Source organism: Alkalimonas cellulosilytica (assembly GCF_036325985.1).
GTDB lineage: Bacteria > Pseudomonadota > Gammaproteobacteria > Enterobacterales > Alteromonadaceae > Alkalimonas > Alkalimonas cellulosilytica.
This window is the reverse complement of the sequence record NZ_JAUHLI010000011.1, coordinates 131,485-147,340: the sequence shown is the minus strand read 5'-3', so window position 1 is coordinate 147,340 and position 15,856 is coordinate 131,485. Positions and strand designations below refer to the sequence as shown.

At 55.1% G+C, this 15,856-nt stretch carries 15 protein-coding genes; 5 read left to right on the top strand and 10 right to left on the bottom strand.

What is annotated here, in order from left to right:
- The first annotated feature begins 211 nt into the window (after positions 1 to 211).
- Genes QWY20_RS12405 through QWY20_RS12390 form a run of 4 tightly spaced genes read left to right on the top strand, consistent with a single transcriptional unit; the run spans position 212 to position 5,706 of the window.
- Positions 212 to 1,459, top strand: a complete 1,248-nt coding sequence (locus QWY20_RS12405; protein WP_330129325.1) for an efflux RND transporter periplasmic adaptor subunit — start codon at positions 212 to 214, stop codon at positions 1,457 to 1,459.
- 10 nt (positions 1,460 to 1,469) lie between these two features.
- Positions 1,470 to 2,171: an ABC transporter ATP-binding protein gene (locus QWY20_RS12400; RefSeq protein ID WP_330129324.1), complete on the top strand. Its 702-nt coding sequence runs from the start codon at positions 1,470 to 1,472 to the stop codon at positions 2,169 to 2,171.
- Positions 2,164 to 4,584 carry an ABC transporter permease gene (locus tag QWY20_RS12395; RefSeq protein WP_330129323.1) on the top strand — a complete coding sequence of 807 codons (2,421 nt, stop codon included), beginning with the start codon at positions 2,164 to 2,166 and terminating at the stop codon, positions 4,582 to 4,584. The genes QWY20_RS12400 and QWY20_RS12395 overlap by 8 nt, the downstream gene beginning before the upstream one ends.
- A 36-nt stretch (positions 4,585 to 4,620) precedes the next feature.
- Complete coding sequence (locus QWY20_RS12390; RefSeq protein WP_330129322.1) at positions 4,621 to 5,706, top strand: MBL fold metallo-hydrolase; 1,086 nt, start codon at positions 4,621 to 4,623, stop codon at positions 5,704 to 5,706.
- A 44-nt stretch (positions 5,707 to 5,750) separates the two neighbouring features.
- On the opposite strand, the gene QWY20_RS12385 is transcribed toward QWY20_RS12390, so the two are convergent.
- From QWY20_RS12385 to QWY20_RS12365, 5 genes are all read right to left on the bottom strand, one after another.
- On the bottom strand, positions 5,751 to 6,221 hold the full coding sequence (locus QWY20_RS12385) for a Dps family protein (protein WP_305946378.1): 471 nt from the start codon (positions 6,219 to 6,221) through the stop codon (positions 5,751 to 5,753).
- A 157-nt stretch (positions 6,222 to 6,378) separates the two neighbouring features.
- Positions 6,379 to 6,672: a type II toxin-antitoxin system RelE/ParE family toxin gene (locus QWY20_RS12380; protein WP_330129321.1), complete on the bottom strand. Its 294-nt coding sequence runs from the start codon at positions 6,670 to 6,672 to the stop codon at positions 6,379 to 6,381.
- A gap of 2 nt (positions 6,673 to 6,674) precedes the next feature.
- Positions 6,675 to 6,914 (bottom strand): type II toxin-antitoxin system ParD family antitoxin, encoded by a 240-nt coding sequence (locus QWY20_RS12375; RefSeq protein WP_330129320.1) that lies wholly within the window; start codon positions 6,912 to 6,914, stop codon positions 6,675 to 6,677.
- Positions 6,915 to 6,993: 79 nt separating this feature from the next.
- On the bottom strand, positions 6,994 to 7,785 hold the full coding sequence (gene cysE, locus QWY20_RS12370; protein ID WP_330129319.1) for a serine O-acetyltransferase: 792 nt from the start codon (positions 7,783 to 7,785) through the stop codon (positions 6,994 to 6,996).
- A gap of 147 nt (positions 7,786 to 7,932) precedes the next feature.
- Positions 7,933 to 9,186, bottom strand: a complete 1,254-nt coding sequence (locus tag QWY20_RS12365) for a glycerophosphodiester phosphodiesterase family protein (protein WP_330129318.1) — start codon at positions 9,184 to 9,186, stop codon at positions 7,933 to 7,935.
- Between the two features lie 258 nt (positions 9,187 to 9,444).
- Here QWY20_RS12365 and QWY20_RS12360 point away from each other — a divergent pair, with 258 nt between their 5' ends.
- Positions 9,445 to 11,781 (top strand): TonB-dependent receptor, encoded by a 2,337-nt coding sequence (locus tag QWY20_RS12360; RefSeq protein ID WP_330129317.1) that lies wholly within the window; start codon positions 9,445 to 9,447, stop codon positions 11,779 to 11,781.
- A gap of 133 nt (positions 11,782 to 11,914) precedes the next feature.
- Here QWY20_RS12360 and QWY20_RS12355 read toward each other — a convergent pair whose 3' ends face one another.
- From QWY20_RS12355 to QWY20_RS12335, 5 genes are all read right to left on the bottom strand, one after another.
- Entirely contained in the window at positions 11,915 to 12,271 is a 357-nt protein-coding gene (locus QWY20_RS12355) for a hypothetical protein (protein WP_330129316.1), read from the bottom strand.
- A gap of 2 nt (positions 12,272 to 12,273) precedes the next feature.
- Positions 12,274 to 13,314: a hypothetical protein gene (locus QWY20_RS12350; protein ID WP_330129315.1), complete on the bottom strand. Its 1,041-nt coding sequence runs from the start codon at positions 13,312 to 13,314 to the stop codon at positions 12,274 to 12,276.
- A 66-nt stretch (positions 13,315 to 13,380) separates the two neighbouring features.
- Positions 13,381 to 14,514 (bottom strand): pyridoxal-phosphate-dependent aminotransferase family protein, encoded by a 1,134-nt coding sequence (locus tag QWY20_RS12345; protein WP_330129314.1) that lies wholly within the window; start codon positions 14,512 to 14,514, stop codon positions 13,381 to 13,383.
- A gap of 110 nt (positions 14,515 to 14,624) precedes the next feature.
- On the bottom strand, positions 14,625 to 15,368 hold the full coding sequence (locus QWY20_RS12340) for a type II secretion system protein N (RefSeq protein WP_330129313.1): 744 nt from the start codon (positions 15,366 to 15,368) through the stop codon (positions 14,625 to 14,627).
- A 4-nt stretch (positions 15,369 to 15,372) separates the two neighbouring features.
- Positions 15,373 to 15,855: a type II secretion system protein M gene (locus tag QWY20_RS12335; RefSeq protein ID WP_330129312.1), complete on the bottom strand. Its 483-nt coding sequence runs from the start codon at positions 15,853 to 15,855 to the stop codon at positions 15,373 to 15,375.
- Between the last annotated feature and the right edge of the window lies 1 nt (position 15,856).

The following is a 15,856-nucleotide window of genomic DNA, read 5'->3' as shown; positions in this document are numbered from 1 at the left end:
AAAACGGCTGGCCCGTGCAAGAGGCGGATAACGTCCAACCGGGTCACAGCAGAACCCCGCAACACGAAAGTGTTCATTTTCGGACAGTCGGCTGTACCAGTAGCGGACACTTTTCCGTGACAATAAATATTAAGCATTTGTTTTTATTAAGCATTTAATTTGGCATGGCCTTTGTATTTATCCAGCCAATGCTATTGAACGGAGTGTGACCATGGATAAAAAAATTAGCCGCCGCTCGAAACGCCCTTACTGGTTGCTGGCTGTCGCTGTAGTGCTTAGCGCTGGCTTATGGTGGTTTAGCAAGAGCCAGGCCAATGCCTCGGTGCAGCTGCAGCTGCCAATGAGTTCTGTCAGTACCGCTGTGGTACAGCCGCAGCCTCTGCAGGAAAGCATTGCGCTACGCGCGACCGTGCTGCCACAGCACAGCGTGTTTTTGGATGTGATCGAAGGCGGCCGGGTCGAGCAGCGCCTGGTGGAGCAAGGCAGCTATGTTGAAAAAGGCCAGCCGCTGGTGCAGCTGACCAATACCCAGCTGCAGCTTGATCTAATCAGCCGCGAAGCGCAGGTCACCGAGCAGATGAACTTTCTGCGCAATACCCAGATGACCATTGAAACCAACCGCCTCAACCTGCAGCGCGATGTGCTGGATATTGAGTTTCGCATTGCCACCCTAACACGGCATTTGCAGCAAAGTGAGCCGTTGGTTGCAACGGGCGTGCTGGCTCAGGAGCATCTGAACAACCTGACCGAAGAGCTGCATTATCAACAAAACCGCTTGCAGCTGACGCACGAGCGCCAGCAGCAGGAAGAAACCATTCGTCAGTTGCAGTTGCAGCAGTTGTCGGAAAGCGTCGAGATGCTGAGCCGCAATCTGGATTTTGCCCGGCAAAATGTGCAGAACCTGCTGGTACGGGCGCCGATCAGCGGCTATCTGAGCGAATTTAATGTCGAAGTGGGCGAGTCCCGATCGCCAGGCAGCCGACTGGGCCAAATCGACCAACCCGATCAGTACAAGCTGGTGGCCAGTGTCGATGAGTTTTATCTGGGCCGCATTCAGCTGGGCATGACCGCCCGGGTTACCTTGCAGCAGCAACCACTGGAGCTTCAGGTAAGCCGCATTGACAGCCGGGTGGTGAACAACCAGTTCCAGTTTGAGTTTGTCCTGCCCGAGCAGTTGCAGGCCAAACGCGGCCAGTCGGTCAACCTGACGCTGCAGCTGGACGATCAGCAAAGCCCGGTGCTGGCCCTTGCCCGGGGCCCTTTTTTAAGCGATGGCGGTGGTCACTTTGTCTATGTGCTGGACCCAACCACGGCCACAGCCCGCAAACAAGCCGTGCAACTGGGCCGGCAAAGTGCCCAACTGGTGGAAGTACGCCAGGGGCTGCGTGAAGGCGACATAGTTATTACTTCCGGCTATCGCGAATTTCAACAAGCCGATATCATTCAATTACAACGCTAAGGACCATCCGATGATTCAGTTACAAAAAATCCAACGGGTATTTCGCACCGCAGAGCTGGAAACCACAGCCCTGAACAATATCAACCTGACCATTGAAGCCGGCGAGTTTGTTGCCATTATGGGGCCATCTGGCTGTGGCAAGTCTACCCTACTAAGCATTCTGGGCATGCTGGACAGCCCAAGCGACGGCGTGTACAACTTTAAAGGCCAGGACATTGCCCGCTTCCGTGAAAAGCAACTGGCGGAGCTGCGCAAAAACCAGCTAGGTTTTGTCTTTCAAAGCTTTAACCTGATTGATGAGCTAACGGTTTTTCAAAACGTTGAGCTGCCGCTGCAGTATCAGGGCATCGCCGCCGGCGAGCGCAAACAACGGGTCGAAGCCATTTTAAAGCGGATGCAGCTGGATCACCGTGCCGATCATCTGCCCTTACAGCTGTCCGGGGGCCAGCAACAGCGGGTGGCAGTGGCCCGGGCTTTGGTGATCAATCCGGCGCTGATCCTGGCCGATGAGCCCACCGGCAATCTGGACTCAAAAAACAGCGAAGAAGTGATGCAGATGCTGCGCCAGCTGAATCAGGAAGGCACCACCATAGTGATGGTGACGCACTCAGAGCACGAAGCCCGTTACGCCAGCCGCATGGTGCAAATGCTGGATGGCCAGATTGTCAGCGAGCGGGCTCTGACCCCGGCACCAGAGGTGAATTATGCGTAACGTCCTTTCCATGCTAGGTAATTACCTGACCACCGGCGTCCGAGCCGTGCTGCGGCATAAAACCCACCTGGCACTGAATTTAGGCGGTCTGGCCATTGGCCTGGCCGCCGCCTTGCTGATTTTGCTCTATGTACAACACGAGCAAGGCTTTGACCGGATGCACCCCGATGCCGGCAACACCTTTCGATTGGAGCAAACCTTTATTCCGCTGGAGCAACGTTTCCCGGTGACCAGCCCAGCCATGAAAGCTTTGCTGCAGGATTTCGATGCCCGCATCGAGGTCACCCGGCTGGCTGGGGTTGGCGAAGAGGTGTTGATCCAACTGGAAGGCTCGCCGCTGCAAATTGCCATGACGCATGCTTTCCAGGCAGATGCCAACCTGACCGACTTCTTCCAGTTGGAAGTGCTAAGCGGCGATCTGCAGGCTGCACTCAGCCAACCCAATCGACTGGCACTGGCCGAGCACGAGGCGATTCGCTTGTTTGGCCACAGCGAGGTGCTGGGCAAGCAGCTGCAGCTTGATGGCAGCAACCATCAAATAACCGCCGTTTACCGGCTGCCGGCCCAGAGCCATCTGCAGCTGAATTCGCTGCGCCGCCTGAGTGATGAAGTCAATGCGCAGCCTCTGCCAATGAACACTGTGTACAATTACGTCAAGCTGCCCGATGGGCTGGATCTTGATGCCTTTTTGGCGCATTTTACCGAGCTGGTGAATGCTCAGGCCTATCAAGGCCAGGCCATGATGGCGCTGGAACTGCAGCCGTTAACCTCTATCCACCTACACTCGAACTTGAGCTTTGAGATGAAAGTCAATGGCTCGGCCAGCACTGTGGATATTGGTTTGCTGCTAGCGGCTTTATTGCTGCTGGTGGCTGGCATTAACTTCATCAATATGAGCACCGCCCGCGCCGGTCAGCGCGCCAAAGAGGTTGGGGTACGCAAAACCCTGGGCGCCAGTCGCTGGCAGCTGTTTGCCCAGTTTATGCTGGAATCCCTGCTGATTGCAGCCGCTGCCGGCCTGCTGGCACTGGTCCTGGTCGAACTGCTGCTGCCCTGGTTTAGTGCCCTGGTCAATCGCCCGCTGGCACTGAGCTATCTGGGTGCTTTTGGTGGTCTGGCTTTTACGACCGTGCTGACCACAGGCCTGCTGGCCGGTGTTTACCCGGCGCTTTTTATCTCGGCCTTTGATGCCAAAAAAGTGCTGAGTGGCGATTTCCAACGGGGTAGCACCGCCATCTGGCTGCGCAAAGGGCTGCTGGTGCTGCAAGGCGCTATTGCCATTGGCCTGCTGGTGGCTACCGCGGTGTTGCAGCAACAGCTGCAACTGCTGCAGCAACAAGATACCGGCTATCAACGCGACGCCCGCTTGCTGGTGCACAGCATTGCCAACGAGCAGTTGTTTTGGGCCGAGCAGCAAGGCCTGCTGAGCGCTCTGCAACGTATTGAAGGGGTGCAAAGTGCCAGCCTGCTGGATATGCAGCTGACCGACACCATTTCGCAAGCGATGTCAATTCAGTTACCGGGCCAGACCGCGGATACCAGTTTGCCGCCCATTCCCCAGCTGGGCACCGGTTTTAATATCGTGCAAACTGCCGGCTTTACGCTGCTGGCAGGACGGGATTTTAGCAGCGATTACCAAAGCGATTGGTACCAGCAACACGACGACCAGGCCACCGCTGCCGGTATCATTACCGAGGCCCTGGCCCGCCGGGCCGGCTTTGACAACCCTGCCGATGCCATTGGCCAGCAGTGGCTGTTGCAGAACCATCTGGCACTCACCGTTACAGTCGTCGGCGTCATTGCCGATGTTCAGGTGGGTGCAGCCACCCGTCAGCCCGAACCCTTGCTGCTGATATGTGGCCGTTCGCCGATGCACTTCGGTCATATTCTATTGCAACTGGACCCACTGCAGGCCATGCAAAGCCGGCTGCAGATTGAGCAGCTGCTGACCGAGCGCTTGCAGCGCCAGGATATCCGCTTAAGCTGGCTGGATGATGATTACACGGCGTTATACCAAAACCAGCAGCGCCAAGGCACCGTCATCGCTATCTTCGCAGCCTTGGCCATAGCACTGACCTGCGTTGGCTTGTTTGGTCTGGCTGCCTTTAGCGCTGAGCAGCGCTCACGTGAAGTGGCCATGCGCAAAGTGCTGGGTGCAGGCCCCTTCAACCTGGTCAATCTGCTGGCTAATGAATACCTGAAGCTAATGGCCATCAGCGCTATGCTGGCCATCCCGGCCACCTATCTGGCGCTCGATGCCTGGTTGGCCGGTTTTAGTGTCCGGGTAACCCAAAGCCCCTGGCTTTACCTGCTGGCAGCAGCCATTACCTTCGCCATTTGTTGGTGCACAGTGGCGGCTTTGGCCTGGCAGGTTGCCAGCCGCAAGCCCTCCATGGTATTAAGACAATACTAAACGGAGCATATACTCATGAACGTCAAAGGACGATGGATGAAACTGACACTGGGCTCACTGGGGTTGCTGCTTGGCAGCACCCTGCTTCTAAATGCCTGCAGCACCCCGAACACGGTGCAACAACTGATTACCGAACAAGGGGTTATCGAACAGGTCCCGGATGGCAAGCACCAGGGCATGTACCGCAATCTGTATCGTGGTCAGCAGGACTACCCGATCACTTGCGAGGGTGACTGTTACCCCGCTCACCCGACGGTGGCCTGCAAGAGCCATGGCCAGGATTGCAAGTTTATTGGTGAGCAAAGCGCACCAGAACTTAACAGCGGCTTTCTGGTGCATTGGGTCGGCCATGCCAGTTTCTTAATCAAAACGCCAGATGGCCAGCAGCTGTTGTTTGATCCTGTGATGGGCCAGTTTGACCGACCCGTCAATTGGGCTGCGCACCTGATTGGCCTGCGCCGTCCCTTGCCTGCAGGTTTACCCAGCGAGCAGCTGGCAACCAGCGATGCGGTGCTTTACTCACACCTGCATTACGATCACTTCAGCCATGCCACCATTCGTCAGATTGGCACCGAGGCACGCTACTATGTGCCAATCGGCATGGCTGATTACATGCCCAAAGGCGGTTATCAGGTACTGGAAAAAGCCTGGTACAGCAGCAGTGAACTGGGTGAACTAACGGTGCATCTGGTTCCGGCGCATCATTTTAACAGTCGAAAACTGTTCAACGATGACAACCGTGCCAAATGGGGCGGCTGGCTGATAGAGCACCAGGGAAATACCTTGTTTTTCGCCGGTGATACCGGCTATTCGCCGCATTTTCGCGATATTCAACAAAGGTACGGCGATATCGATATTTGCTTGCTGCCGGTGGCGTCTTACCATCATGACGAGCACAGTGCCTGGTACCGCTATGTCCACACCACCCCAGAAGATGCGCTGGTCGCTGCCGAAGAGCTCGGCTGCAAAGTGATGATCCCCTGGGGTTACGGCAATGCCAGCTGGCAGATGGGCGATCACAGCTCACATTCACCACTTCTGCGCTTGCTGCATATGCAGCAACAGATGCAAAGCACGGTGCCACTGCATATTCTTAATGAAGGGGAGTCGGTGAGTCTTTAACAACAAGCCCGGCATAATGCGCCGGGCTATTGTTGTAGTGAGTCTTACTTATTCAATACCCGCAGCATCCAGGCGGTTTTTTCATGCACCCGCATGCGGTCGGACGCCAGTGCTGCGGTGGATTCATCATCACCGGCTTGAGCATGCTTGAGCACCTCGCGGCAGGTACGTACGATGGTCTCATGGCCCTGTGTCAGCAGATCAACCATCTCTTTCGCCGCTGGTACGCCATCCACTTCTTTGATATTGCTTAGACGAACAAACTCTTTGTAAGTCCCCGGTGCCGCCACATCCAGCGTACGAATACGCTCGGCAATATCATCCACCGCCACCGCCAGTTCGGTGTAATGCTCTTCAAACATCAAGTGCAATTCGCGAAACTGCGGGCCAGTGACGTTCCAATGGAAGTTGTGGGTTTGCAAATAAAGCGTGTAGGTATCCGCCAGCAGATGTTTCAGGCTTTCGGCAATGGTTTCGCGATCAGCCTTGGTAATACCGATATCCATTTGTGTCATGAGGTACTCCTTCAGATTGGGGAAATTAGCCATACCAGCTTTACGCTGCTATGGCACAGTCTTGTTGATAAGCCTAGCATTTCGAAAGTACTTAGGCCATGACACAGATCAGAACTTCGGCGAGCAGCTGCCTAAAAACGTCGGCTGGTACAACAACTCAGAACTCCTGATTTAACCAGTCCTCATGACCATGCCGAATGCGGATAATAAAAATGCTGCCATCTGCCATCTGCTGATAAATCACCAGATGCTGGCCGACGGGGTGTATATGAACCAGCTGGTCAATCTCTTTTCGAAGGGGAGCTGCTTTGGGGTGCTCTGCTAAAAACTCGAAAGTGCGGCTGAACTGCTGATGGTAGCGGCGGGCCGCTTGAATACCAAAGTGTTTAGCACCATACAAAAAGAGCTCTATCAGATCCTGCTCAGCCTGCTGACTCAGCCGATAAGGCATGCTTAATCCGCCAACGTTGCCAGTGCTGCCTGCTCAATCTCTGCCATAGAGCGCTGGCCCGGGCCACTGGCAATGCCTTCATCCACCAGACGCTGCATATGCGCTATTTTGGCCACCTGCTGTTGATCACGGCGAATCAAATCGCGCACATAATCGCTGGCATTGCTGTAACGACCAGCAGCAGATTGCTGCTCAACCCAGTCTTTCATTTGATCTGGTAAGGAAACATTCATGGTAGCCATCTGCTTCACCCAATGCTGAAACTCATTGCACTTATTATGGCAAAGTTTGCCAAAAAATCCACAGCAGTGGTCTTTGCGGTTACTTCGCAGCCGCGGTATTTTGCAGAAAGTTTTGATCCATCGATTCGGCCGGGCATTCGCAGCTGCTGCCGGTGATCTTGGCGGGAACCCCAACGGCTGTGCAACGAGCTGGGACGGAATTCAGTACCACCGAGCCGGCCCCAATGCGGGCATCTTCGCCAATTTCGATATTACCCAGGATCTTGGCGCCCGCCCCTATCATCACGCCAGAACGGATTTTCGGATGGCGATCGCCTTGCTGATTGCCGGTACCACCCAGGGTAACGCCCTGCAAAATTGACACATTGTTGCCAATTTCAGCCGTCTCGCCGACCACTATGCCGGTGGCATGGTCGAACATCAGGCCATGGCCGATGCGACAGGCCGGGTGGATATCGACGCCGAACACTTCCGAGCAGCGACTTTGTAGAAAGCGCGCCAGCTCTTTGCGGTTTTGCCGCCACAGGCAATGCGCCAGCCGGTGTGTTTGAATGGCATGGAAACCTTTTAAGTGCAGCAATACATTGAGGTAAGTATCGGCTGCCGGATCGCGATCCAGCACCGCTTTGATGTCATGGGCAACATGGGTCAGCATCTCGTCGCAATTAACAAAGGCCTGATCAAACAGCTCACGAATGGTAAAGGCAGAGACCACAGCATCGGATAGTTTATTGGCGACGATAAAGCTAAGCGCCGAGCCCAGGCAATCGTGGTTCAGCACACTGGAATAAACATGACTGGCGAGCAAAGGCTCTTTGGTCACCAGCTCGAAAGCTTCCTGTTTTAACTGTTGCCAGATCTCATGCCGCATACGCTTGCCTCTTGGTGTTGCCCCACCGCCAACACAGACTGGCAGTGGTTTTCAGGGCTGATACGATAACGGATCCGGACCAAACTGGCAATGGCTTAGCCGCAAAAAAGACATCCAGACATCTATTTATCTCTGCTATCTACAGCCCTACAGCATGCAATTGGCATACAAGGTGGTGGTAGCCGGCCAGTCGGAGAACACGCCGATGACACCGACATCCTGCGCCAACACATGCAGCAGTTGCAAGGCGACGCTGTCATCGGTGGTGAGATCAGCAATACTCTGATAGTACCAGCCGCCGCCTTCATCCAATCGGCCGGAGCGCTCCAGCGTCCAGCTGATGATCTCCAATCCAGCAGCGCGGGCTGCCTTGGCGTAGGCCGAGGGCCGGATCTGTCTATCCTCGCTGGTCACCAGCACCCAAAGTGGTGGTGCAATGATGTTCAGGCCAGCGGCTTTAAGCTCTGCCATAGCGGGTTGCCAGCTGTCAGGCTGCATCGGATCAAAGGCCGGGTCTTCGTAGCGCCCATCCAGCCAGACTGCTTGTTTGGCGAACTCCGGCTCTGCTTCCAGCCAGTACAGAATGTCCTGCCAGTCGAATGACTGCAAAAATACCTGCTCAGGCGGCACCCCGGCGGCTTTGTACTCATCCACCAACTGCTGGGCATACTGGTGCTGGCTGTACTGCCCCTGAAACGGCATCGGCACTTCGGCAGCTTTTAGCTCAGGCGTCATTTTCCGGCCCAGTTGCTGAAACAGCTCAATGCTTTGCTGGTGCGACAATACCGTCGGGCAGGAGCCAGCGTAAAGATCGGTACGCCAATCCGCAGTGCCTCGCAGATACTGCTGTACCGTGCTCGCAGCTGGGTTTACCCCATCCATTTTGCCACACAGCGTTAAATACTCCGCCAAGTCAATGTCGCTGGTACAGCAGCGGGCACTGGCAGGCTGACCCGAGAGCGGATCGGCCGGGCTAAAAGGCTCGCTGCAACGGGCTGCCAGCTCCGGGCGGAGTAAAATATCGGTGGTCTGGTGCAAATCGCACTGCGCATGGCGGCACACCAGCTGACGATCGCGGGTAAAAGTGACGTCGCATTCTAAAATACCTGCCCCCATCAAGGCTGCAGCCCGGTAGGAAGCTTCGGTATGCTCCGGAAACATCAAGGGGGCACCACGGTGGCCAATGGAAAAGTCGTGTGGCGTAAAAGGACCTTCACAAGCAGTGAGCTGTTCTTTGAGCGGCCCTTGCGGCAATTTCGCCACTAAAAATGCAGGCCTGGGCCCAAGCTCCACCACTTGCAAGCCAGAACTGACCTCAGCTGACACCGGCTCGCCGGCTTGATGGCAGCCAGCCAGTCCCATCAACGACACCCCCAGTGCGAACAGCAAAGCTTTGCTCATTTTAATCACTCTCTATTTCACTCAAAAACTATAAGCCAACCGGCCTGCGACAACAAACCGCGCAGTCTGATGGACAAAGATGACAACAAGATGACAAGCGTTACAATATAACAAGTTAAGATAATCTAAAGTAAAATTTAAGTTTTAAATTCACAAAACCGTCATTTTTACCCGCCATACTTGCCCGCCGTCGGGATCTGATCCGACCACAAAACAACCATAACGTACCACCACATTTTTGATCAGACGGAGAGCCCTGTGCAGTCTTTTAAAAGCAACCATTTGAGTCTGGCAATCATTGCCGCCTTGTCCACTGGTGTCTATGCCGGCGAACTGGACCAAACCGAACACGCTGAAAGCGTCGAAGTGATTTCGGTGCTCGGCAAGCGGGTCAGCTATGCCAACAACAGCACCGATGACAGCATGAAGCAGCAACAGGCCCCCATCGGCAATGTGATGGATTTAATTGACAACCTGCCGGGCATTAACGTCGGTCAGGGTGATGCTTTTGGCAGCGATGACTACACCACCACCATCAGCATGCGGGGCTTTGTGATTGACCGCGCCGATCAGCAGCTGGGCATCACCATCGATGGCATCCCGAATGGTGGCTCAGCCTATGCCGGTGGCAGCAAGGCCAATCGTTTTCTGGATATTGAAAATACCCGTTTTGTCGAGGTAGGCCAGGGCAGTGCCGATATTGCCTCCGCCTCACTGGATGCACTGGGTGGCACCATCAACTTTGTTTCCGACAACCCGGAGCTGGAGCGCGGCGCCCGCTTCGCTTACACCAGTGGCAGCCACAATGCCCGCCGTTACTTTGCGCGTTTTGATACCGGCGAGCTGTTTGGCCACACCAGCGCTTATTTCAGCGTGTCCGACAGCTTCAACAACCGCTGGATGTTAACTGGCAGCAACGGCCATGCCGACCGACTGCATGTTGAGTTTAAAAGTGTCACCGAGCTGGCCGACAGCCGCTTTACTGCACGCTTGTCTTACAACGATGCCCACGAAGACAATTACCAACCGGTATCGCTGGCACACTTTAAACAAACCCCACGCTGGGATGGCCTGACCAATGTCTGGACCGGTGATCCGGATATTGACCAGAACTTTGCTGAAGCCTGGTCGACGCTACGGGAAAATACGCTGTTTTATGTCAAAGGTGAGTTTTATCTGACCGATGCACTGGAGCTCGATATCACGCCTTATCTACACCTGCAAAATGGCCGTGGCGACTGGCTGCCGCCCTATCAGGTGTTTGCCGCCGATGCCGATGGCAATCGTATTGCACGCGGCAGTGGTGCCAGCCGCACCACCTACACCCATGTTGACAGTGCCGGCAACCCGATCCTGGATGGCAACAACGACCAGCCAGGCGCCAAGCGGGTGTCGTCGTACCGTCATACCCACTACGACAAAACCCGTTATGGTGCCACTGCCAACCTGAGCTGGGAGCTAGGCACCCATCGTCTGCGCAGCGGCCTCTGGCTGGAGTCGCAGCAGCGTAATCAAACCCGCGACTGGCATGAAGTGATCGACCCACAGGTCTACCACCACTTTGATGAGCGTCCTTACTGGGTGCATTTTGATGACGATTACCGTCATAAGGTCGCCAAGTTTTACCTGCAGGATCACATGACCTTTGGCGATTTGCAGCTCACAGTAGGCCTGCAAAAATACCTGGTGGACATCAGTCGCACCGACAATCTGAATGGCTTGGGCAAAGACAGCATCAGCAGCAACTCGTCCTGGCTGCCAAGTGCTGGTCTGGTCTATGGCCTGACAGATCGGCTGGAAGTATTCGCCGGCTACTCGGAAAACTTTAAAGCCATTGCCGACAGCATTCTTGAAAGCCAGAAAGCGTCGGATTTGCAGGATTTGCGCCCGGAAACCGCGACCAACATGGATGTGGGTCTGCGTTACTTTGGGGATCGCATCAGCCTTTCTACTGCCCTGTACAATGTGCGCTTTAACGATCGGGTGGTGCTGCTTCGCTACGCCACCGCAGAGGATGGCACGCCGAACTACCTGGCAGCCGGGGATGGTAATTTTGACAACGTCGGTGGTGTCCGTGCCCGTGGTCTGGAAAGCAGCCTGAGCTGGCGTTTCAGCCAGAACCTGAGCCTGACCAGCTCGCTGACATTAAACACAGCCGAGTACTCGGAAGATGTGCTCACCAGCAAAGTCAATCCTGCCGGTGAGCCGGTGCTGGTGCAGGATTACCGCAAAGGCGACAAGATTGCCGGTATTCCTGAGCGGATGCTGTCATTGGCACTGAACTATCACGATGGCAACTACCGGGCAGGCTTTAGCGGCAAGTACACCGGCAGCTACTATGGCGCAGCCAAACACAGCTTTGCCAGCGATGGCAGCGAGATCTGGAACCGCGACCGTATTTCCGGCCACACCATTTACAATGCTTACCTTGGTTACGAAAAGTCGCTTGGCAATGGCGGTTTGTTCCAAAGCGTTGATCTGGCCTTTGTGCTAAACAACCTGACCGACAAAAGCTACATCACCGGCGGTAGTGAAGGCGCTTACCTGATTGGCGCCGGCCGAACCGCCAGCTTTACCGTTAGTTTAAGCTTCTAATCGCTCTACTCTGGCGAAACACAAGCGCACAAGTTACCCCTTGTGCGCTTTTTGCCAACAATGGAATTACCACAAACCAAGGCATGTCTTCACTCACTGCTCAGCCTGTGATCTTCAGTTGTAACCAAGCTGACTAGAACCATAACCATCCCTTTAGCCATAAAAAGCAGACAACACTTGGTATGAAAAAAAGCCAAAATGACCATGATATCCAACGGGCAAGAAAAATATCTTTGCGCCGCCTTATACGCATAATCGCTTCACCAGGCACAAATGGCTGACGCTCCGGCCGGTTTGACAGAATAGCTGAAGCATACCAAGGAAAGCGCATGCCTAAACCATCCGATTCATGCATATCGAACCCCTGTGCTATCAACTCTCTATCCAGATAACGCACTGTGATACGGCCGAAGCAAATCATTGCAATTGCCCAGTTTAGGAAAGCTATCCCTATGAATAAGGCAACTATGCTTTCCAAATCCAACTGCATTTTTAGCCTCCTGCACCAGATAAATTCTGGCTGTGATCATACAATAAACCAGCCATCCACTGACCAATAGCATCCATTGCATAACCAGCCACCAAGCCAGCAACAATCCCGCCAATGATCACATAGACCCAGCCATAAGGGGTTGCCATCAACATCACGGATAATGCTTTTACAGCCAAACCACCGAAGCTCATTGCAGTAGCCGCCCCCGCACCAAAACCAGTCATTTGCTGCGCCAAGCTGCGATGCCAGTCACCACCATCCTGCTGCACCTGCCGTACATCACTGACCCGAATACCGGCATCCAGCACCAGCATGCCTCGCCCCACCTGATTAGCCGTTCGCAGAAACTGGTGCATGCGCTGCAGATTGGTGTGCTCTTGCAAACGGATGGCCTGATCGCTGCGGCCAGAGCGGGCCTGATTCAGTGCCCGGTTTGGATCCGTCCAGGCATTGGCTTTGGCATTGCTGGTCTGCTGCTGCATCACCAGCCGCTGAATTTCACTGCGAAACTTGGCATTTAATTGCTGATGGGCCTGATGCACATTCTTTGCAAGCTGGCGTAGTGGCGCCCCACGTACCTTGGACTGGAAAGCTACCCGATAGTTTTCCAGCGCTTGCTGATAGCGCAAGGTGTATTTGCCAAACAAATCCAACCGACGTTCAACCGATGCCATCACTGCACCGGTCAAGGTTGGCATTTCTTTACTGAGCTTTGCAGATTGCGTGCGCAGTGCTCTGGCGGTTGGCACCATCTGCTGCGCATAAAAGGCTGACAACGCATTTAATTGTGGCTCACCGTACTGCTGGTGCAAGGTCACATAGTCGCGACGAATGGAGGGAGCTAAACGCTGAAACTGTTGAAATTGCTGCAGCACCTTGTGATCCTGCGCATGATTTTCAGGACTCTCTATCAGGTAGGGAGTGCCTGTAGCCAGCACCTGTGGCACAGTCTCGTTCTTAGTCGAAAATTGATAACCTTCCGAGCAAGTAATCCACTCGCGCGTAACGGGATCCGTGGTAATGCAAATCTCCAATGCCATACAAAGCTCCTTCTCTATAATAGCATTGGATTTTATGTTTAAATATTGGTTAAATCAACTTGAAAACTATGTTTTGAACACATCCGAAAGGGCTTTTAAACACAGCGCGATATTCTCCCGCCGGGCACCAAAGCCCATCAGGCCAATACGCCAGGCTTTGCCGGCTAAATCACCCAGGCCTGCGCCAATTTCCAGATTGTAATCCTGCAGCAAGCGGCTGCGTACTGCGGCATCATCTACCCCTTGCGGGATCCAAACCGAGTTCAGTTGGGGCAAGCGATGAGCTTCATCGACCACAAAGCTAAGCCCCAGCGCTTCGAGGCCGGCTTTAAGCTCCTGATGCATGGCCGCATGGCGCTGCCATGCCTGCTCCAACCCCTCGCTGGCCAGCAGGCGCAGGCTTTCGTGCAAGGCATAAAGTGCATTGACCGGGGCGGTATGGTGGTAGCTGCGTTTGGCGCTGCCGCTCCAGTAGCCCATCACCAGGCTTTGATCCAAGAACCAGCTTTGCACCGGCCGCGTGCGGTTCTGCATCCGCGCTACTGCCCGGGGTGAGAAAGACACCGGCGATAAGCCCGGTACGCAGGACAAACACTTCTGGCTGCCGGAATAAATCGCATCGATGCCCCAGGCGTCTACTCTAAGTTCCACCCCGCCTAAAGAGGTCACCGCATCGACAATGGACAAACAATCAAAGCGCTGCGCCAGAGCACAAAGCGCCTGCGCATCCGACAGGGCACCGGTTGAGGTTTCGGCGTGGACAAAGGCCAGAAAGTGCACCTGTGGGTGCTGTTGCAGCGCGGCTTCGACCTTGGCTGGGTCGACCGGCTCGCCCCAGGGAAAGTCCAGCACAATGGCAGTGGCACCGCAGCGCTCGACATTTTGCCGCATGCGCTCGCCGAACACGCCGTTGCGGCATACCAGCACGGTATCGCCCGGCTCCAGCAGATTGACGAAACAGGTTTCCATGCCGGCCGAGCCCGGTGCAGAGACGGCCAGCGTCATCGGATTTTCGGTTTGAAAGGCATACTGCAGCAGGCTGCGCAGCTCATCCATCATACCAATAAAGAGCGGATCCAAATGGCCAACCGTCGGCCTTGCCTGGGCCGCCAACACCTCGGGATAGACATCGGACGGGCCGGGCCCCATCAGGATTCGGCGCGGTGGGGTAAAAGAAGCAAATTCAGGGGCTGGGATCATCAGGGTCTCCTGCAACAAAAGCGGAAAACCCCTAGCCTAGCAAAGCCCGCTGCATTTCGCTGCTGATTGCGCTTGATAGCGGGCATTCATTGCTGAAATACCCAGAAACACTAAAACCGGATACGAAAGCGCCCTTCAGCATCAGGGCTGCCAACAAACTGCATCGCCTGGTGCACTTCTTCCGGCATTGAGGCATCGGGTTTTAAGGTGCCATCGACCGAGAAACGCCCAGCCGCCTGCAACCTGGCAGTCACGTCCAACCCGAGTGGATTCTGACCATCGGTGATCAGCACCAGCTCACCATCATCGCAGGCCAGGCTGGCAAAAATATGCTGCAAATCAATCCAGCCAGTCGGTGGTTGCAGCCGCGCTTCTTGCCAACTGGCCTGGCCGCTCAGGCTTTTGCACCAGGGAGCACCCTGCTGGTAGGCATCAATATCCAGCATCAGGGTGCCATCGGCGCCGACCGGCAATGGCAGGCGCAATAAGGGTGCCAGCTCGCGTACCGGGTAGCGCAGCAAGGTATCCTGCAACTGCAAGCCACTAAAACCATAGCGCAGCTGACCTTTTAAATACGCCTGCTCCATCTCCGCCAGCTCACCAGCCTGCAGCTGCACGGCGAGCTGGCCGGTCAGTAACCGCCAGGGGCTGAGCTGCCACTGCAGCTGGCGTAGCTCCAGGCTTTGATACGACAACGCCTGAATACGGCCCTGCCACAAAGTACCCTGCACCTGCCCCAGCCGAAGCTCGGCTGGCAGCGGTGCCAGCTTCAGCCACCAGCTGGCCGGCATCAGCACCAACAAAAACAACAGATAACTGACTACACCCACGACCACGAGTTTTTTTATCGACATAACCTTATTCAACCAAAATCCGACGGACCTGCACCATGCCTGGCTGATTGGCGACGCTTACATCCAGATTCACCAGCGACAAACCATGCTGGTAATGCAGCGCATGCAGCCAACGCACCAGTTGCTCGAAGGCAACATCATCCAGCACCAACTGCATCTGCTGGTTTTGCGGCTGCATCCGGCTGACACGAATGCCATGCTGGCGGGCACTGGTAGTGAGTACCTGCGACAAGCTGCCAGAGCTGCGCTCCACCGAGCCACCGCTTTGTTGCAGCTGGGGTAACACCGAATTCAGCCAGTCCAGTTGTTGCTCGGCCTGGTGCAACGCCTGCTGATTGCGCACCTTGCTTTGATGCACCGGCTGCCAGATCAGGTAATAAAACAGAAAGACCCCGATGGCGATGGCGCAGACCAACACCAGGTGTTGTTCACGTTGTTGCAGCCCACCCCACCACTGCTGAAATTGCTGTTGCAGTTGCTGCTTCATG